This window comes from Stenotrophomonas sp. PI_27, from assembly GCF_027854495.1.
GTDB classification, from domain to species: Bacteria; Pseudomonadota; Gammaproteobacteria; order Xanthomonadales; family Xanthomonadaceae; genus Stenotrophomonas; species Stenotrophomonas pavanii.
In genome coordinates this window covers 204,951-222,590 of sequence record NZ_JAJNOF010000004.1, presented here as the reverse complement: position 1 = coordinate 222,590, position 17,640 = coordinate 204,951, and the positions used below count along the sequence as shown (strand labels likewise).

Sequence of the window (17,640 nt, the reverse complement as noted above, 5' to 3'; positions counted from 1 at the left end):
CAGTGCGTCATGTAACCGATTACATCCCTTGCTAGCGTAGCGCTCGCCCGATTCCGGCCGAACCTGCGAGGCAGTCCGTAATGACGTTGCGCGCCGAACGCTCCAAGGTCTCCACCCTGCATGTCCCGTTGCGCCCTGCCGCCGCCCTGTTGCTCTTCGCCCTGGCGTCCTCCGCACAGGCCCAGACGCTCCCGCCGCGCAGCCAATGGCAGGCCAGCAGTTCCTCGCAGCAGGTGCCGGCAATGGCGATCGGCCACCTGATCGACGGCGACCCGAAGACCGTGACCGGCGGCGCCTTCAGCCCCGGCCACTGGTTCCAGATCGACCTGGGCACGCCCACGCTGCTGGCCGGCGTGCGCCTCACCTGGGATGTCTCCAATCCGGAAGGCTATTCGCTGCAGACCTCCCTGGACGGCACGCAGTGGCAGACCGCATACACGATGGCCGATTCACTGGGCGACGTGGAAACGCTGTACTTCGCGCCGCGCCAGGCGCGCTACGTGCGGCTGGCCAGCCCGCAGCGGACCTCCGACTGGGGCGTGTCCCTCTTCGAGATGGAGCCACTGGACAGCACGCTCAGCGCACGCGTCAGCGGTGTGGATGCAACGCAGGCAGCCGCGCTGTGGCAGGGCGGCGCTGCCGTCGCGATTCCCGTCGGGAAGGCAGGCGCCCATGCGCTCGAGATCACCTTGCCCCGCGCCCAGCCCACTGCCGGCCTGCTGGTCGAGTGGGCCGATGGTGCGCGTGGCGCTGCCCGATTGCAGGCGCAGGACAGCAACGGTCGCTGGCACGACTGGGCACAGGATGCGCAGGCCGCCAACCATCGGCAAAGCTGGCTGGCCGCCACTGTGGCGCAACCGGTGCGTGCGTTCCGGCTGAGCGTGGACGGCGCTGCACCCCGGGCCGCGCGGTTGCGCCTGCTGGGCCCGAAGGCGGTGATGACGCCCATGAAGCAGTACCAGATCGCCGCCAGCGGCGCGCAGCGCGGGCTGTTCCCGGCGTCACTGCAGATGCAGCAGACCTACTGGACCGCCGTCGGCGTGCACGCCGGGCGACAGAAATCGATCTTCGACGAGTACGGCAACATCGAAGCCTACAAGGGCGCACCGCTGGTGCAGCCCATCTGGCGCGGTGCCGATGGCCGCGCGGCGGGCGCCGCCGAACGCCCCGTGCACCACGCCCTGCGCGATGGCTGGAAGCCGATGCCTTCGGCCACCTGGTCGCCGCAACCCGGGCTGGAGCTGCGCAGCGAGGCCTTCGCGCTCCAGCGCGACGGGCAACCGGTCACCTTCGTGCGCCATCGCCTGCACAACACCGGCAGCAGCCGGATCGATGGCACGCTCAGCCTGGTCGTGCGCCCGATGCAGATGAACCCGCCGTGGCAGAACGGCGGGCTGTCACCGATCCGCGAGGCCGCCGTCGATGGGCAGGCCGTGCGCATCAACGAGCGCACGCTGCTGCAGTCGCTTACGCCAGTGACCGCATCCGGCGCGGCGCCGTTCGGCGACGACGGCGCAACGGAAATCACCGCGAACATCGCTGCCGGCCAACTGCCTTCCACGCAGCAGGCGCGTGATGACCAGGGCCTTGCCTCGGCTGCGTTGAACTACCGGGTGTCGCTGGCACCGGGCAGCAGCGACGCCATCGTGGTCGCGTTCCCGCTGGGCACTGCCGCCGCCGATGCCAACGGCATGCTGCCCGAAGCACCCGCGCTTGATCTGGCTGCGCTGCCCGACGATGCCAATGCCGCGTTCGACGTGCTGGCCACGCAGGCCTCCGCCGACTGGCAGGCACGGCTGGGCCAGGTCGGCCTGCGCCTGCCCGATCCCTCGCTGGTCGACATGCTGCGCGCACAGGCCGCCTACATGCTGATCAACCAGACCGGCCCGGCCATGCAGCCGGGGCCGCGCAACTACAACCGCTCCTTCATCCGCGACGGCATGGCCACCTCGGCGGTGCTGCTGCGCATGGGTGAAGCGCGTGTCGCGCGCGACTACCTGGCCTGGTACAGCGAACACGGCGTGCATGCCAACGGCCTGGTCTCGCCGATCCTCAACGACGATGGCAGCGTCAACACCGGCTTCGGCTCGGACATCGAGTACGACAGCCAGGGCCAGTACGTCGCTCTGGTGGCCGACGTTGCACGCCTGGATGGTGGGCCAGAAACAGTGCGCGCCTACCTGCCCAAGGTGAAAGCCGCGCTGCACTTCCTGCAGGAACTGCGCGAGCGCACGCTGGTGCCCGGTTACAAGGCTGACCAGCCTTCGCCGGAACGGTTTGCGGGCATCCTTGCGCCGTCGATCAGCCATGAGGGCTATCCATCACCCACCCACAGCTATTGGGATGACTATTGGGGCCTGAAGGGCTGGCACGACGGCGCGTGGCTGGCCGAGGCCCTGGGCGACCACCAGACCGCTGCCTGGGCGCGCGAGCAATACAAGCTGCTGTACGACGCACTGCATGCCTCGATCCGGGCAACGATGGCGTGGAAGGGCATCGACTTCATTCCGTCGTCGGCCGATCTTGGCGATGGTGACCCCACCGGCGTCTCGATTGCATTGGACCCGACCGGCGCGCAGAGCGTACTGCCGGCCGAGGCACTGCGGACCACCTTCGCACGTTATCTGGATGACGTGCGCAAGCGCAGCCAGCCCGGTGCGCTGTACGCCTATACCCCGTACGAGATCCGCAACGTGCTGAGCTATGTGCATCTGGGCCAGCCGCAGGCGGCCGATGAGCTGCTGCAGGGGCTGCTGCATGACCGGCGTCCGCTCGAGTGGCAGGTGCTGGCCGAGGTCGTGCACTCACGCCTGCGCTTCCCGCGCTACCTGGGCGACATGCCGCATACCTGGATCGGCGCCGAATATGGCCGCACGCTGTTCGGCATGCTGATGCGCGAAGACGATGATGCGCTGTCGCTGCTGCCGGGCACGCCCCCCGCGTGGGTGGCGGGCGATGGATTGGCGGTGGAACGCCTGCCGACGGCGTATGGCACCTTGCAGATGCAGGCGCGGCAGCGCGACGGCGTGTTGACGGTGGCGCTGGGCAAGGGCCTGCGCAGCGGGACGGCGGTGAAGGTGTGGTGGCCGCAGCGGACGATGCCGAAGACGGTGCGTGTGGATGGGCGCAGCGTTTCCGACTTCGATGCCGAGGGCGTGCGCCTGGCGAAGCCGTTCAAAACGCTGGAGGCGCGCTGGTGAAGCAGCCGAGCATGGCTTGGCTCTACAAGAGCGGGGGTCGCCCGGGCCACGCCCGGTGTCATTGCAGCGTCGGCAACCCCGGCGGATTGGTCTGCGACTGTGGCACGGCTTCCTCGGCCACATTCCAGCGTGCCAGCGCCTGCGCGTAGGTGCCGCTGCCGATCTGGGTGTTCAGCGCCTGTGTCACCGCGTCGGCCAGGCCGCTGCCCTTGCGCGTGGTCACCGAGATCGCTGCGGCATTCGGCCAGCCGCCAGGGAACAGGCCCACGCGCCGCACCTTGCCGTCGCGCGCCGAATAGGCGCCGGTAGCATTGGGCTCGAACGAGACATCGGCGCGGCCGGTGATCACCGCCAATCGCCCGACCACCGCGTCATCGAAGTACTGGTATTCCACGGGCTTCAATCCCGCCGCGATGTTCTGCTGGTCCCACTGGCGCAGGATCTGGTCCTGGTTGGTGCTGGCACCGACCACCACCTTCAGCCCGGCCACATCGGCGGGCTTTTCGATTTTATGGATGGGCCCGTCGCTGCGCGTGTAGATGCCCAGCAGGTCGTAACGATAGCTGGAGAAATCGAACTTCTTCTTGCGTTCCTCGGTGACCGTCACGTTCGACAGCACCGCATCGTACTTGCCCGACTCCAGCCCCAGTGGCCAGTCGGCCCAGGCCACCGGCACGATCACCAGCTTCAGGCCCAACGCATCCGCGATCAGCCGCGCGATGTCCGGTTCGATGCCGACCACGTCCTTGCTGTCGGCGCCGTAGTCGGCCAGCGGTAGCTGCCCCGGGTGGGTCGCCACAGTGAATGCGCCCGGCGTGACGAAGCGGTAGCCCGCAGGGATCAAGGCCTGCGCCTTCGGGTCGAGCGTGCCCTTCAGCACGGCGGTGTTGGTACCGGCCAGGCTGGTCGCGGCCACAGCGGCAGCCTCCGGGGCCTGGCGCACGCGCGAGTAGACGATGCCGGCGATGCCGATGACCAGCACCCCCACGATCAACAGGGTGCTGCGCGAGGGGCGACGCGGTGCTGCAGGGCTCATGGTGTTCCTTCCGGGGTTACAGGGTCTTGGCCAGGAAATCGGCGGTGCGTTGCTGGCGCGGGCGCTCGAACAGGGCCTCGGGCGTGCCCTGCTCGATCACCCGTCCCTGGTCCATCATCACCACGTGGTCAGCCACGCGGCGGGCGAAGCCCAGTTCATGGGTGACGATCACCAGCGTGGTGCCGGAACGGGCCAGCTCTTCGATCACGCTCAGCACTTCGGCCACCAGCTCCGGGTCCAGCGCCGAGGTCGGCTCATCGAACAGCAGTACCTTTGGCTGCAACGCCAGCGCACGGGCGATCGCGATGCGCTGCTGCTGGCCACCGGACAGCTGGCGCGGGAAGGCATCGGCCTTGTCGGCCAGGCCGACCCGCTCCAGCAGCGTGCGCGCCTGCTGCTCGGCCTGCGCGCGCGGCACAGCGCGTACTGCGATCGGCGCTTCGATGATGTTCTCCAGCGCGGTCAGGTGCGGGAACAGGTTGAAGCCCTGGAACACCATGCCCACTTCGGCGCGCCGGCGGCGGATCTCGCGTTCGGGCAGCTCGTACAGGGTGTCGCCATCGCGACGGTAGCCGATCAGCTGGCCACCGACGGTCACGTAGCCGCTGTCGGCGCGTTCCAGGTGGTTGATCAGCCGCAGCAACGTGGACTTGCCGGCGCCGGACGGGCCGATCAGCACGGTCACGCTGCCGGCACGCAGGTCCAGGTGCACGTCTTCCAGCACCGGCTGATCGCCAAACACCTTGCCCACGCCGTGCAGCGACACCGCCGCCCCGTCACCCGCTTCCACCTGGGTGGCGATGCGCGGGCGGTTGATCACGCGGGGCGCACCATCACCGGACCGGCGCTGCGGTGATGACACCCGCGACACCGAACGTTCGCGTTGCAGCTGCCCGCGTGCGAAGCGCTGCTCCACGCGGCGCTGCAGCAGCGACAGCGCGGTCAGGATCACCAGGTACCAGACCGTGGCCACCATCAGCAGCGGCACCACTTCCAGGTTGCGCCGGTAGATCACCTGGACGGTGTAGAACAGCTCCGGCAGCGCCAGCACGTAAACCACCGAGGTGCTCTTGGCCAGGCCGATCACATCGTTGAACGCGGCCGGCAGGATCGAACGCATCGCCTGCGGCAGGATGATGCGCCGCACCTGGCGCGCACGCGGCAGCCCGAGCGCGGCGGCCGCCTCATACTGGCCATGATCGACCGAGAGGATGCCACCGCGGATCACTTCGGCCGAGAACGCGGCCTGGTTCAGGGTCAGCCCCAGTACCGCGGCGGTGAACACGCCGATCAGCTGCGTGGTGGGGTACGAGAACAGGCTGATGCCGGTGAACGGAACGCCCAGCTCGATGGTGCTGTACAGGTAGCCCAGGTTGTTCAGCAGCAGCAGCAACACCAGCAGCGGGATCGAGCGGAACAACCACACATACCCCCACGACACCGCTGACAACAGGGGTGAGCCGGACACCCGTGCCAGCGCAAGCAGGGTGCCCAGCGCAAAACCGAGGCCGGTACCGAGTGCGGTCAGCAGCAGCGTCCGGCCCAGGCCTTCCAGCACCGGGCGTGCGAAGAACCACTCGGCGAAGGTGCCCCAGCCCCAGCGCGGATTGCCCAGCACCGATTGCAGCCCGATCAGGATCAGCGCCAGCGCCAATACCGTGCCGACCACCTGCAGCGGGTGCCGGGCCGGCACGATCTTCAAGGCCGGTGCGGGTGCCGGCCGTGTCCCGATCCCATCCAGCGCAGTCGAGGGCGTGCTCATGCATGGACCCCGTGCAGTACCGCCTGCACAGGCGCAACGACAGGCGCGGGCGCCCGCAGGTGTTTCTCGAACGGCAGGTGCGCGATGGATTCCGGGTCCGCGTCCAGGTCGAACAGCGCGGTGTAGCCGTGGCTGAGGTAAAGGCCGACCGCCTCGGGCTGGCGGAAGCCGGTGGTCAGGAACACGCGCCGATAGCCCTGGCGCGCCGCCTGCTCTTCCAGTTCCTGCAGCACGCGCCGGGCGATGCCCTGCCGGCGCAGCCCGGGCAGCGTCCAGATACGCTTGAACTCGGCGGTGTCCGGATCGCGGTGCGGCATGAAGGCACCGCCGGAGATCGCCACACCATCGCGCAGCAACAGTACGAAGGCCCCTACCGGCGCGGCAAATGCCTGCGCCGGGTAGCGCTGCAGTTCCTCGCGGGCGCTGCCGCCGATGCGTCGACGCACATCGGCGTAGCGACTGTCGTATTCCTGCTCCAGGCCATCGAACAGCGGCCGCGCCAGCGGGTCATCGACCGAGGTATAGAGGAAGCGTTCGTCGTGGCTCATGTCGCGTCCTTCACCAGGTAGTCTTCGGCCAGCCGCGCCCACAGGCTGGCGGCGGGGGCAATGGCCGCGTCGTTGAACACATAGCGTGGGCTGTGCAGCGGTGCACTGTCACCGTTGCCGACGAACACGAAACTGCCCGGCCGCGCCTGCAGCAGGAACGCGAAATCCTCGCTGGCGGTGCGCGGCGCGAAGTCGGGCACCACCTGGCCGGCGCCGAAGCCGTGCACCGCCACCTTGCGGACGTAGGCGGTCTGCTGCGGGTGGTTGATCACGCTGGGGAAGCCTCGCGGGAATTCAATCTCGGCGCGCGCGCCGAACGCAGCGGCGGTGTGCTCGGCAAGTTCCGTGACCCGGCGTCGCAGCGTGTCGCGCACCTCGGGCAGGTAGGCGCGCACGGTCAGCTTCAGCTCGACCACGTCCGGAATCACATTGGCGGCCTGCCCACCGTGGATCGAACCGACGGTCACCACACCCATCTGCCGCGGATCGACATTGCGCGACACCACACTCTGCAATGCCGTGATGATGTGCGCGGCGACCAGGATCGGGTCCACGCTGCCCTGCGGCTCGGCCCCGTGGCCGCCCTTGCCGATCACTTTCAGCCGCGCCCAGTCAACCGACGCCATCGCTGGGCCGTCGACGAAGCCGAAGTGGCCGACCGGTACGCCAGGCCAGTTGTGCAGCCCATAGATCGCATCCACCGGGAAGCGCTCGAACAGGCCGTCGGCGATCATCTTCGATGCACCCGAACCGGTTTCTTCCGCAGGCTGGAACACCAGCTGCAAGGTGCCGTCGATATTGCCGTGATGGGCCAGGTAATGCGCGGCGGACAGCAGGATGGCGGTGTGACCATCGTGACCGCAGGCATGCATCAGCCCGTCGGTCTGGCTGGCGTAGGCCAGCCCGGAGTCTTCGTGGATCGGCAAGGCATCGATGTCCGCACGCAGCCCCAGCCGACGACTGCCCTGCCCGCGTTGCAGCGTGCCGACCACGCCGGTGCCACCGAGGCCGGTGGCCACGTCATAACCCCATTGCTGCAGAAGTTCGGCCACGCGGGCGCTGGTGCGATGCTCTTCGAAGGCCAGCTCCGGGTGCCGGTGCAGGTCATGGCGGATCGTGATGGCAGCCTCGGCGCGCGCCGCGATCTCCGGCAACACGCCAATCGCTGGGGAACTCCGCCGGGCCTGGCCCGGTGCTACCGCAGTTTCTCCGCTCATTGCCCTACCCCACCTTCCGCGCCGGTTCGGCGTCGGTCGCATACCGGCTGGCCTTGTACGGCAGGCCCAGATGCTCGCGCAGGGTCTGCCCTTCCAGCTCGCGCTGGTGGTAGCCGCGCGCCTGCAGGATCGGCAATACCTGGGTCACGAAATCGTCCAGGCCCTCGCGTTGCGCGGCAAAGCCCAGGATGAAGCCATCGCTGGCACCGGCATCGAACCAGCGGATCAACTCATCGGCCACGTGCTCCGGTGTACCGATGAAGTTGGGTCGCGGGCTCACTGCTTCCAATGCCACCTGGCGCAGGCTCAGCCCCTTCTCGCGCGCATCCTGCTTGATGCGATCAGTGGTGGAGCGGAACGAATTGCTGCCGATATCGCCCAGTTCGGGGAACGGCGCGTCAGGGTCGTACTGGCTGAAATCATGGTGGTCGAAGAACCGGCCCAGATAGGCCAGCGCATCCTCCAGCGTCGCCAGTGCGGCAATTGCCTGGTACTTGGCCTCGGCCTCCTCGGCCGTGCGGCCGACGATGGGGCCGATGCCTGGGAAGATCTTCACGTCGTTGCCGCTACGGCCATGCGCGATCGCCGAGTTCTTCACCTTCTGGGTGAACGCGCGGGTTTCTTCCAGCGACGGCGAATGGGTGAACACCGCATCGGCGTACTTGCCGGCCAGCGCGATGCCGTCATCGGACGACCCGGCCTGGAAGATCACGGGCTGGCCCTGTGGCGAACGCTGGATGTTGAGCGGCCCTTCCACCTGGAAGAAGCGGCCCTTGTGGTCGAGCCGGCGGAATTTCTCCGGTGCGAAGAACGTGCCGCTGTCGCGCTCGCGCACGAACGCGTCGTCATCCCACGAATCCCACAGTCCCTGCACCACCTCCAGGTATTCGTCGGCGATCTGGTAGCGCAGCGCATGCTCCGGATGGGGGCGGCCGTAGTTGCGGCCGGAACCTTCCAGTGGCGAGGTCACCACGTTCCAGCCGGCGCGGCCGCCGCTGAGCAGGTCCAGTGAGGCGAATTGACGGGCGACGGTGAAAGGATCGCTGTAGGACGTCGACAGCGTACCGGCCAGGCCGATCTTCTTCGTCGCCGTGGCCAACGCCGACAGCAGCGAGATCGGCTCGAAACGGTTGAGGAAGTGCGGAATCGACTTCTCGTTGATGTACAGGCCGTCGGCCACGAAGCCGAAGGCGATGCCGTTGTCTTCGGCGGTGCGCGCAATGTCGATGTAGAACTGCAGGTTGACGCTGGCATCGGCCGGATTGGACGGGTGCTTCCAGGCGTGCATGTGGCTGCCAGGGCCCTGCAGCATGATGCCGAACGGAATGTGGCGCGGGGTCGTGCTCATGGGAATCGCTCCTGCGGGTCAGGCCACCGCCGCGCGTGGCGCAGGCGACAGCAGTTCGAGGGATGTCAGGCGTGCATCGAGGTCGGCCACCGGCGCATCGAGGATGAACTCGCCCACGCCGAAGCGTCGGTGCAGCGCATCCAGTTCGTCGCGTACCTGTTGCGCATCGCCGGACAGCACGCTGGGCCGTGTTTCCTCGATGCGGAAGTCCGCCACGCCCACCTGGCGTGCATACTCGGCAGCCGCCTCGGGGCTGGGCAGGTTCACCGCCTGCCCCGGGCCAAGGTGCAGCTTGTAGACGCGCAGTGCGCCGATGTGACGTGCAGCGGCTTCGGCCGTCGGGGCAGCAAAGGCCACCGTGGCCAGCAGCGGGGGCTGCGTAGCGGCACTGCGATAGGCACCGAACGCGGCCTCGATGTGCTTCGGGTCACCATCGAAGTGCGCGGCGTACACGAAGCGCCAGCCCAGCGCGGCCGCCTGCCGCGCGCTCTGCGGACTGGCACCCAGCAGGAACCGCTCCGGTGCCTGTTGTGGAACCGGCCGCGCCAGCACCTCGCTTTCGGCACCGGAAAGATAGCCTTCAAGATCGCGCAGTTGCTGGTCGAAGTCGGCAAACGCCGGGCGCCCTGCCGCCAGCGCGGCGGTCGATGCCGGCAGGCCGCCGGGTGCCTTGCCCACGCCCAGGTCCACGCGTCCCGGCGCCAACGCCGCCAGCAGGTTGAAGTTCTCGGCCACCTTGTAAGGCGCGTAGTGGCGCAGCATGACCCCGCCGCTGCCGATGCGGATGCGCCGGGTCTGCGCCAGCACCCAGGCGGCCAGCACCTCCGGCGCAGGGCTGGCCAGGGTCGGCGCGGCGTGGTGTTCGGCAAACCAGTAGCGGTGATAGCCCAGCTGCTCGGCGCGCTGCGCCAGCAGCAGGCTGTTGCGCAGTGCCTGCTCCGGCGAGGCCCCGTCGGCCACCGGGCTCTTGTCCAATACGCTGATCAGGTAGCTCATTGACGCGTCCTCGCTCAGGGATGGGCCACCGGGATGCCGAGCAACCCGTTCAGCGCCGCCAGGATCGGCTCGGCACCGGAGACGTACTGGCGATCCTTGTGGGCACCACTGGCCAGCGCGCTGTGCACGCCCTGCGGCAGCACCAGCTTCGGCAGCGACTGGTCCTGCTCGCCAATCTCCGCGATCACCTCGCGACGCGGCCGTGCGAAGCCGATGCGACGTACGTCCAGCTGCGCGTCGAGGCCCTCGATGCTCGACAGCGCACCTTCCAGCAGCAGGCTGTGCCGGCAGAAGAAACGCTGGCCGGGAATCTGACCGTCCTCGAACTCGCGGTCCAGCAGGAACAGGATGGGTTTGCTTGCTGCGTCGAGCGTCATTGGGGGGTCCTCATCTTGGGCGGCCATGCGATGCCGCTTCGATATCGATGCTAGAGATGCCAGCGGTTGCGGCGGCGATGCCTGGCGACAATCGACGGTCAGATCCGGCCATGCAGATGCGCCTTCGCCATAAGAAAAGCGCCGTCGGTTATGGCCTCAGGCAATGCGCCGCAGCGGCGTCGGCGGCGCCAGTCCCTGCGTGGCCAGATGCGCGGCGGCACGCTCGGTCGCCAGCGCGATACGCGCCTGCAGGGCCGCGCTGCTGACGTGCTCGCCGTCGAAGTCAGCCGGCGTGGCATACACCCCGATCGGCAGCGTGTGCGCCTGCAGGAAACTGAACAACGGCCGCAACTGGTGGTCGATCACCAGCGCATGGCGCTCGCTGCCCCCGGTCGCGGCCAGCAGCACCGGTGTATCCACCAGCGCCTCCAGCCCGATGAAGTCGACCAGGTGCTTGAACAGTCCCGGGTACGATCCGCGGTACACCGGCGCGGCCACCACCAGCAGGCCAGCGCCCTCGATGGTCTGCAGCGCCTGCTCCACCGCCGGCTCCGCTTCATCGCGCGACAACGACTGCCCCAACGAGCGGGCGATCGGCGCCAGCTCCACCCGCTCCACGCTGGCGTGCACCCGCTGCTGCAGCGACGCCAGCAGATGCCGCACCAGCAGCAGCGTGCGCGATGTCGCCGAACTGGCCGGTGAGCCCACCAATGCAACCACCCTCAATGCAGAAGACATGAACTGCTCCTCGATGATGGCGGACCCTGTCCGGCCGCCTTTCGCGTTATGTAGAGCCGAGCCATGCCCGGCTGCTTCCCGTCTCAGAACCGGTAGTTGATCCGCCCGTACCAGAACGCCCCGATCCGGCTCAGCACGTCGCCCGAATCCCAGGTCGTCTCGATGCTCGCCACATCGGTGGCACTGCGTGCATACGCGGGCACCTTGCGCGTGCGCTTGTCGAACACGTTGTTGATGCCCAGCGCCGCACTCCAGCCTGCGCCCAGCTCCACGGCGCCGGAGAGATTGGTCACCAGCACCGGCGGCTGCTTGTACTCCACGCCGTTGTTCAGGCGCTTGATCGGTCCGTAGTAGGTGAAATCCAGGTTCGAGCGCCAGCGCCCGTTCTGCCAGCCCAAGCCCGCCACCTGGGTGTAGCTGGGCGTGCGGAAGCGCAGCGCGTATTCGCTGCTCTTGGTCAGCAGGTTGATGTTCGGCAGCCCCTGCAGCGCCGCCGGAATGTCGCTCACCTTCTGGATGGTGGTACGCCCGACGTTGGCCGCGTAGCTCCAGCGCAGCTTGCCCCACGCGGTGTCCTGGTTGGCTTCCAGGGTCAGCTCGACACCGCGTGTGCGGGTATTGCCCACATTGGTGAAGTAGCTGGCGTAGAACGCATCACCCGGCAGGATGCTGATGCCGGCGGAACCCAGCAGCGCATCGATGGTGTTCTTCTGCGCCGCACTCAACACCGTACCGCTGTTGTCGGTGATGCGCGCCGGGTCCTGCGCGTTGTAACCGATCTGGCTGGACTGGCCGAGCTGGCCGCGGATGTCGATCTGGTAGGCATCCACGGCCAGGTGAAATGCAGGGCTCGGGTCCCAGGTCACGCCCAGGCTGTAGTTGGTGGCTTTCTCGGGCTTCAGCGGCGTGGCACCCAGCGCGATCGCCGCCGGCGAAGACACCTGCGCCACCAGCGTGGTACCGCACGGGCAGCTGCCGGTGGCCTGGTAGTACTGCGCGCCGAGGCTAGGCGCATGGAAACCATTGCTGACCGTCGCGCGTACACCCAACGCGTCGGTGAAGTCGAAGCGCGTGGTCAGGCGCCCCGTGGACACGCTGCCGAAGTCGGAATGATCTTCCCAGCGTGCAGCCGCATCCAGATACCAGCGCGAGGTGATGTTGCTGGCCGCGCCCACATAGACCGCCTTGCTGTTGCGCGTTGCCTTCACCGCATCGGCGGTGGAGTAGCCCACGAACGCGGCGGCGCCGAAGCCGGTGTACGACTCCCACTGCCCGGCCCCGCGTTCGTACTGTTCGTGCTGGTACTCGGCGCCTGCGCTCACTTCCAGCGGTGACGCAAAGGCGGCCACCTCGAAGCCACGGCGCAGGTCCAGGTTGGCGATGCCCTGCTGGTAGTCCAGCTTGCCGTCATAGAAGTCAGTGGGCGATCCGGGGTACGGCAGCGAGTAGTTCACCGAGTTGCGGGTATAGGTGCGCACCGTGCTGCGGTTGCCGGTCAGGCTGGCGTCGTAGTCCCAGCCTGCCACCTGCCCTTTCACGCCCGCAGTGCCGGTGTACTGCTTTTCCTTGGTTTCCAGCACGGGCAGGAAGCCGTCGGGGAACACGCTCAGCACCCCGGGCGCCTTGTAGGTGGTGAAGATGGTCGCCGGCAGGCGGAAGTTCTGGATCGCCTGCGCGGTGCGATCGCTGGCCGTGGCGTTGGCGTAGAACTGCGCGCTCTCGCCCAGGCCATGGCCCGCATTCACTGCGAAGGCCTTCAACGCGTACGACGGCGAGCTGAGGATGATGTTGGCCTCCGCATCGCGGCCGGCCTCGGCCGGGTTCGGCGACGCACCTGCGGGCAACCGGTTGTTCGGGCGCAACGCCACCCGATTGCCATTGGCATCCACCGCCGGGTAGCTCAGGTAACCGTCGATGTAGCGGCGGCTGCGGATCGCATGATGCTGGCGGGTGGTTTCACCGGACAGATTGACGAAGCCGTCCTGGCCCCATGGCAGGCCGACGTTGGCGCGCACACTGGTGCGCGAACCGTCGCCATCGATGCTCTGCCCGCTCTCAACCGACAGGTCACCGCCATGCGCCTGCGACTTCAGGATCACGTTGACCACGCCGGTGATCGCGTCCGAGCCATAGATGGCCGACGCACCATCGCGCAGCACCTCCACATGGTCGATGGCCGACACCGGGATCAGCGCCAGGTCAGCCCAGGCGTGGCCCGGAAAGCCGCCGCCGTTGGCCCCACTCACGTAGGCGCTGGCATTGCGGCGCTTGCCGTTCACCAGTACCAGCGTGTAGCCCGGTGACAGGTTGCGCAGCTGGTAGCCACGGATCAGGCTCTCCTGGTCGCTCTGGTAGCCGCCGATCTGGCTCAGCGACGGCAGCGCACGTTGCAGCGCTTCCAGCAGGTTGGCCTGGCCGGTGGCGGCCAGGTCTTCGGCAGAAATCACATCGATCGGCGTGGAGCTGTTCTTCACGGTGCGCGTGCTGGTACGCGAACCGGTCACCACCACCGCATCCAGCGTGGACGCAGCCACGTTGGCTGTCGCGGCGGTGGCAGCGGGATCGGCATCGGCTTCGGCCGCGTGGCCAGGCGATGCGGCCAGAACGGCAGCGATCAGGACAGCAAGGGTGCTCAGGACAGGGGCGTGGGCGGCAGGCATGGGGGCTCGTGGGGTGGGCCGGAAACACGCTTCCATTCAAGGGCCTGTTCACCCGCGGCAACAGGCGGGATCGCGTCACCCAACCGTCATATCCGGCCAGCCACATGACGGCTGGTAATGACGTTAGGCAGGCCTGCACGGCACGCGCATGGGACGGCGATGGGCAATCGACGTTGGATGATGTGCGGCGGGTGGTGGGCGACCGGCGACGGTCGGCAACCGACGGGGTAGAGTCGACTGTTAGTCGACTGCTGTTGGCGATACCGCCTGGAAGCCCGCGCTGCGCGCGATAGTCGACTGACAGTCGACCCTACCCCGTCGGGCGCCCCAAGCCAGGAATGTCACCCGTGCACATGCTCCACGGGCATCACCTCATGCCCGCGCGCCACTCAGCGCCGCGCACCGCCGCCCGTAGCATCTAGCCATGCCCAGCCCTTCCGCCGATCCCAGCGCACCGCTCGTCGCCATCGTCGCCTGCCACGGCCAGGGGCTGTTCGAGTTCGGCTGCGCGGTTGGCCTGTTCGCGCCGGTGCGGCCGGAACTCGGCGTGGCCTGGTACCGCACCCAGCTGTGCGCGGGCGAGCCCGGCGCGCTGCGCATGCTCGGTAATGCGCAGGTGCAGCTGCCCCACGATCTCAGCACGGTCGATGACGCCGACATCATCGTCATCCCCGGCTGGCGCGAGCCCAGCGAACGTCCGCCACAGGCGCTGCTCGATGCACTGATCCGTGCGCATGCCCGTGGCGCGCGCATCACCTCGATCTGCTCCGGCGCCTTCGTGCTGGCCTGGGCAGGGCTGCTCGATGGCCGCCAGGCCACTACGCACTGGCGCCTCACCGAAGCACTCGCACGCGACTTCCCGCGCATCGATGTGCGCGAGGATGTGCTGTACGTGGATACCGGCAGCATCATCACTTCGGCCGGCTCGGCCACCGGCATGGACATGATGCTGCACATGGTGCGCAAGGATTACGGCGCGCGCGTAGCCAACCTGGTGGCCGAACGGCTGGTGCTGGCGCCGTGGCGCGACGCCGGGCGCAGCCAGCGCGTCAGCCGCGCCATTCCCCACGGCGAGCCCACCCGCTTGGCAAAGCTGATGGAATGGATGCGCCGCAACCTGCGCGAGCCGCACTCGCTCGGCAGCCTCGCCGAGCAGGCCGCGCTCAGCCAGCGCACGCTGCAGCGGCAGTTCCTGGAGGCCACCGGCCTGTCACCCATCGACTGGCTGATCCGCGAGCGCGTGGCCTTCGCGCGCGAGCTGCTGGAAACCACCGACCGGCCCCTGCAGTGGATAGCAGAACAGGCCGGCTTCGGCTCGCAGGAGTCCTTCCGCCGGCACTTCCGCGGCCAGGTCGACGCCAGTCCTGCCGAGTACCGCAACCAGCACCGCGGCGGTCTCGGTGCCGACCGCCTGGTGGGCTGTTGACCCAGTGCGCGGTGCCAGGCGTGGCGTGAGCAAAGCCTCACGACGGTGCGGGCTTGCGTGCGTATAGTGACGTGCGTCACAAGAAGCCCCTTCCATGCTCCATGCATTTGCTTACTCCAGCCGCATGTCGGCTGGGCTGTCCAATCACGCCCTCCGCCAGATCGTCTTGCAATCTGCCGCGTTCAACCGCCGGGTGGACGTTACCGGTGCGCTGATCGTCGACGGGCAGCGGTTTTTCCAGTACATCGAAGGCCCGCCCGACGGCCTGGCAGCGGTCAGGCGCCGCATCCAGGACAGCCGTTCGCACGCGGCCGTCGCCCCGGTACTGGACATGGCCATCAGCGCGCGTGCCGTTCCGTACTGGGCGATGACCCACATCGAGACCGGGCAGATCGTGGTGTCCGGCCTGGTGAATGCGCGCTGGGACGAGTTCGGCCACGCCATCCCGGGCATGGACCAGCTCGTCGGCCTGCTCCGTCCGCATTTTCCACGCGTCGGCAGCGTCGGCGCGCCACCCGCAAACGCCTGATACACACTGAACCGTCGCCTTGCACGCGCACGCCGCCGCGGCCGCGCGCTGCGTTCAGGCGTCATCATCTAGATCCCCCTTCCCATCGTCTTCGCCACGTCCATCGCATGCCCGTACCCGCCCACCCTGCAACGGAAACACGCGCATCGCCTGCCGACCTGTTCGAGGTCATCGTCGTGCGTGCAGGCACCGTCCTGTTCGCCATCGACGTCCAGGCGGCGGTCGAAATTCGCGGTCCGGAGAGATTCGGCCCTGCAGACCTCCATGGCAGGGCGACCCTGGAGGTCCGTGGGCAACCGTTACCCGTCGTCGACCTGCGCCGCATGAGCGGCCAACCGGCATTCGAGGGTGGCAGCCCGGCCATGCTGTTGATCAACGCCGGCACCGCACCCCTGGCGCTGGCCGTGGACGAAGTGCTGGAGATTGAGGCACCCGACGCGACCGCACGCGTCCCCGAGCGTGCCGCAGGCCGATCGTTCGGCTTCTGCAGCCGGCACATTCAACTTGACCCGGCGCGCTCGGCTGCACTGATCGAACCGGTGGCGCTGCTGGGCGCACTCGCCACGCAGGGGTGACCGGCGGCGTCTCAGGATCGTCCTGCCAAGGCACGGTTTCGCAGCCTCCAGCACTGCGCGGCAAAGCCGATCACGAACACCACCAGGCAGGCCAGCAGGGTGTGCAGCACCACCGGGGCCATCGGCGCCGCTGCAATCGGATGCGCTGCCGGCAAGCGGGTCAGCGTTTCGTTGACGCCGGGCACCAACGAGAGCAGGAAGCTGAACGACAGTGCGAAGGTCGACAGGTAACGCGCGGCGCGCCCCAGCCAGCGCAGCCGCGCGGCCAGCACGCCGCCGAATGCCACCAGCAGCACGACCACCCCGAACGCATGGCCCGGATTGAGCCCCCCGGTGCTGGAGACGGTGAACGAGGTGGCCACCGACAGCACCAGCCCCACCAGGTACAGCTTGCCCGCGCGCGTGGCGGGATCGATTGCACCATGGCGGATGAACGCATACAGGCCGCTCAACAGCGGGATCAGGCTGACAGCGGTATGGATCACGCCGAGCGTGGACAGAGGGTGCGACATGGGATATCTCCGGAACAGTATGAACCTACTAGTAGGTAGGCATTGGACTCAAAAAGAAGGCCCGCGTCGCCGCAGGCCCACCACACATCGCTCAGGTCGCCGCGCTCACCCGCGCGATGGCCAGCCGTGCCAACGCAGCAAAGGTCGCCGCGTCACCGAAACCGCGCGCGGCCAGCATCGCGCCATGCACCGATGACATGAAGGCCTTGGCCTCGTCCGCCGCCGAACCCTGCAGGCGCAGTTGCCCAAGCGCCGCACCCTTTTCCAGGGTGAGGGCCAGCCAGCCACTCAGGTCCTCGAAATGTCCACGCACTTCCTCGGCAATTTCCGGCGGAATCATCGGCGCCTCGGCGGCCAGCATCGCGCAGATGCAGAACGAGGACGTCCCCCCTGCAATACAGCTGGACCAGTACTCCACATACGCGTTGAGTTCCTGCAGCGGGTCGTCGAGCTGGCGATCCAGCAGCGCCAGGCCCTCGCGCGCCTCGGCCCGGTACAGCTCAACCACCGTGCGTACCAGGTCCGCCTTGCTGGGGAAGTGGTGATGGATGCTGGCCTTGCTGATGTTCACCCGCGCCGACACGTCGGCGTAGCTGAAGCCGTTGTAGCCACCGGCTTCCAGCAGCACACGGGCGTGGGCCAGGATTTCCTGGGCCTTGGGCGAGAGCGATTCCATGCGTTCAATCTACTAGTTGGTAGATTCGTCTGTCAAGCCC

General features: G+C 67.9%; 15 protein-coding genes. 4 read left to right on the top strand and 11 right to left on the bottom strand.

The window, feature by feature from the left end:
- Nucleotides 1-80 precede the first annotated feature (80 nt).
- Nucleotides 81-3,200 (top strand): discoidin domain-containing protein, encoded by a 3,120-nt coding sequence (locus LRM18_RS07050; RefSeq protein ID WP_270952918.1) that lies wholly within the window; start codon nucleotides 81-83, stop codon nucleotides 3,198-3,200.
- A gap of 58 nt (nucleotides 3,201-3,258) precedes the next feature.
- Here LRM18_RS07050 and LRM18_RS07045 read toward each other — a convergent pair whose 3' ends face one another.
- The 9 genes from LRM18_RS07045 to LRM18_RS07005 all read right to left on the bottom strand — a co-directional run bounded on the left by LRM18_RS07045 (nucleotide 3,259) and on the right by LRM18_RS07005 (nucleotide 13,882).
- Nucleotides 3,259-4,236: an ABC transporter substrate-binding protein gene (locus LRM18_RS07045; RefSeq protein ID WP_270952916.1), complete on the bottom strand. Its 978-nt coding sequence runs from the start codon at nucleotides 4,234-4,236 to the stop codon at nucleotides 3,259-3,261.
- Nucleotides 4,237-4,252: 16 nt separating this feature from the next.
- Nucleotides 4,253-5,998 carry an amino acid ABC transporter permease/ATP-binding protein gene (locus LRM18_RS07040; protein ID WP_270952914.1) on the bottom strand — a complete coding sequence of 582 codons (1,746 nt, stop codon included), beginning with the start codon at nucleotides 5,996-5,998 and terminating at the stop codon, nucleotides 4,253-4,255.
- Nucleotides 5,995-6,546: a GNAT family N-acetyltransferase gene (locus tag LRM18_RS07035; protein WP_064238307.1), complete on the bottom strand. Its 552-nt coding sequence runs from the start codon at nucleotides 6,544-6,546 to the stop codon at nucleotides 5,995-5,997. Before LRM18_RS07035 ends, LRM18_RS07040 begins: the two co-directional genes overlap by 4 nt.
- On the bottom strand, nucleotides 6,543-7,763 hold the full coding sequence (locus tag LRM18_RS07030) for a M20 aminoacylase family protein (RefSeq protein ID WP_272576380.1): 1,221 nt from the start codon (nucleotides 7,761-7,763) through the stop codon (nucleotides 6,543-6,545). The genes LRM18_RS07035 and LRM18_RS07030 overlap by 4 nt, the downstream gene beginning before the upstream one ends.
- Nucleotides 7,764-7,767: 4 nt before the next feature.
- A complete protein-coding gene (locus tag LRM18_RS07025) occupies nucleotides 7,768-9,111 on the bottom strand; it encodes an LLM class flavin-dependent oxidoreductase (protein WP_074726013.1) in 1,344 nt (447 codons plus the stop codon).
- Nucleotides 9,112-9,129: 18 nt separating this feature from the next.
- The gene (locus LRM18_RS07020) at nucleotides 9,130-10,107 is read right to left on the bottom strand and encodes an MsnO8 family LLM class oxidoreductase (RefSeq protein ID WP_270952909.1); all 978 of its coding nucleotides are present in this window, start codon (nucleotides 10,105-10,107) and stop codon (nucleotides 9,130-9,132) included.
- Between the two features lie 14 nt (nucleotides 10,108-10,121).
- Entirely contained in the window at nucleotides 10,122-10,484 is a 363-nt protein-coding gene (locus LRM18_RS07015; protein WP_049471349.1) for a DUF3088 family protein, read from the bottom strand.
- Between the two features lie 156 nt (nucleotides 10,485-10,640).
- Nucleotides 10,641-11,222, bottom strand: a complete 582-nt coding sequence (gene msuE / locus LRM18_RS07010) for an FMN reductase (RefSeq protein WP_049471246.1) — start codon at nucleotides 11,220-11,222, stop codon at nucleotides 10,641-10,643.
- A gap of 83 nt (nucleotides 11,223-11,305) precedes the next feature.
- Nucleotides 11,306-13,882, bottom strand: coding sequence for a TonB-dependent receptor (locus tag LRM18_RS07005; protein ID WP_270952904.1), 2,577 nt, complete (start codon nucleotides 13,880-13,882; stop codon nucleotides 11,306-11,308).
- A 424-nt stretch (nucleotides 13,883-14,306) separates the two neighbouring features.
- On the opposite strand from LRM18_RS07005, the gene ftrA reads away from it, so the two are divergent.
- The 3 genes from ftrA to LRM18_RS06990 all read left to right on the top strand — a co-directional run bounded on the left by ftrA (nucleotide 14,307) and on the right by LRM18_RS06990 (nucleotide 16,412).
- Nucleotides 14,307-15,308, top strand: a complete 1,002-nt coding sequence (gene ftrA, locus LRM18_RS07000; RefSeq protein WP_270952903.1) for a transcriptional regulator FtrA — start codon at nucleotides 14,307-14,309, stop codon at nucleotides 15,306-15,308.
- 94 nt (nucleotides 15,309-15,402) lie between these two features.
- Nucleotides 15,403-15,837: a BLUF domain-containing protein gene (locus LRM18_RS06995; RefSeq protein WP_049471242.1), complete on the top strand. Its 435-nt coding sequence runs from the start codon at nucleotides 15,403-15,405 to the stop codon at nucleotides 15,835-15,837.
- Between the two features lie 107 nt (nucleotides 15,838-15,944).
- The gene (locus tag LRM18_RS06990) at nucleotides 15,945-16,412 is read left to right on the top strand and encodes a chemotaxis protein CheW (protein WP_270952899.1); all 468 of its coding nucleotides are present in this window, start codon (nucleotides 15,945-15,947) and stop codon (nucleotides 16,410-16,412) included.
- A gap of 11 nt (nucleotides 16,413-16,423) precedes the next feature.
- On the opposite strand, the gene LRM18_RS06985 is transcribed toward LRM18_RS06990, so the two are convergent.
- A complete protein-coding gene (locus LRM18_RS06985; RefSeq protein WP_270952897.1) occupies nucleotides 16,424-16,924 on the bottom strand; it encodes a hypothetical protein in 501 nt (166 codons plus the stop codon).
- A gap of 91 nt (nucleotides 16,925-17,015) precedes the next feature.
- The gene (locus LRM18_RS06980; RefSeq protein ID WP_270952895.1) at nucleotides 17,016-17,600 is read right to left on the bottom strand and encodes a TetR/AcrR family transcriptional regulator; all 585 of its coding nucleotides are present in this window, start codon (nucleotides 17,598-17,600) and stop codon (nucleotides 17,016-17,018) included.
- Between the last annotated feature and the right edge of the window lie 40 nt (nucleotides 17,601-17,640).

Excerpts from the sequence above, each read along its gene's own strand:
- LRM18_RS07050 (WP_270952918.1), top strand. The coding sequence starts at position 81 with ATGACGTTGCGCGCCGAACGCTCCAAGGTCTCCACCCTGCATGTCCCG.
- LRM18_RS07045 (WP_270952916.1), bottom strand. The coding sequence starts at position 4,236 with ATGAGCCCTGCAGCACCGCGTCGCCCCTCGCGCAGCACCCTGTTGATC.
- LRM18_RS07040 (WP_270952914.1), bottom strand. The coding sequence starts at position 5,998 with ATGAGCACGCCCTCGACTGCGCTGGATGGGATCGGGACACGGCCGGCA.
- LRM18_RS07035 (WP_064238307.1), bottom strand. The coding sequence starts at position 6,546 with ATGAGCCACGACGAACGCTTCCTCTATACCTCGGTCGATGACCCGCTG.
- LRM18_RS07030 (WP_272576380.1), bottom strand. The coding sequence starts at position 7,763 with ATGAGCGGAGAAACTGCGGTAGCACCGGGCCAGGCCCGGCGGAGTTCC.
- LRM18_RS07025 (WP_074726013.1), bottom strand. The coding sequence starts at position 9,111 with ATGAGCACGACCCCGCGCCACATTCCGTTCGGCATCATGCTGCAGGGC.
- LRM18_RS07020 (WP_270952909.1), bottom strand. The coding sequence starts at position 10,107 with ATGAGCTACCTGATCAGCGTATTGGACAAGAGCCCGGTGGCCGACGGG.
- LRM18_RS07015 (WP_049471349.1), bottom strand. The coding sequence starts at position 10,484 with ATGACGCTCGACGCAGCAAGCAAACCCATCCTGTTCCTGCTGGACCGC.
- msuE (WP_049471246.1), bottom strand. The coding sequence starts at position 11,222 with ATGTCTTCTGCATTGAGGGTGGTTGCATTGGTGGGCTCACCGGCCAGT.
- LRM18_RS07005 (WP_270952904.1), bottom strand. The coding sequence starts at position 13,882 with ATGCCTGCCGCCCACGCCCCTGTCCTGAGCACCCTTGCTGTCCTGATC.
- ftrA (WP_270952903.1), top strand. The coding sequence starts at position 14,307 with ATGCCCAGCCCTTCCGCCGATCCCAGCGCACCGCTCGTCGCCATCGTC.
- LRM18_RS06995 (WP_049471242.1), top strand. The coding sequence starts at position 15,403 with ATGCTCCATGCATTTGCTTACTCCAGCCGCATGTCGGCTGGGCTGTCC.
- LRM18_RS06990 (WP_270952899.1), top strand. The coding sequence starts at position 15,945 with ATGCCCGTACCCGCCCACCCTGCAACGGAAACACGCGCATCGCCTGCC.
- LRM18_RS06985 (WP_270952897.1), bottom strand. The coding sequence starts at position 16,924 with ATGTCGCACCCTCTGTCCACGCTCGGCGTGATCCATACCGCTGTCAGC.
- LRM18_RS06980 (WP_270952895.1), bottom strand. The coding sequence starts at position 17,600 with ATGGAATCGCTCTCGCCCAAGGCCCAGGAAATCCTGGCCCACGCCCGT.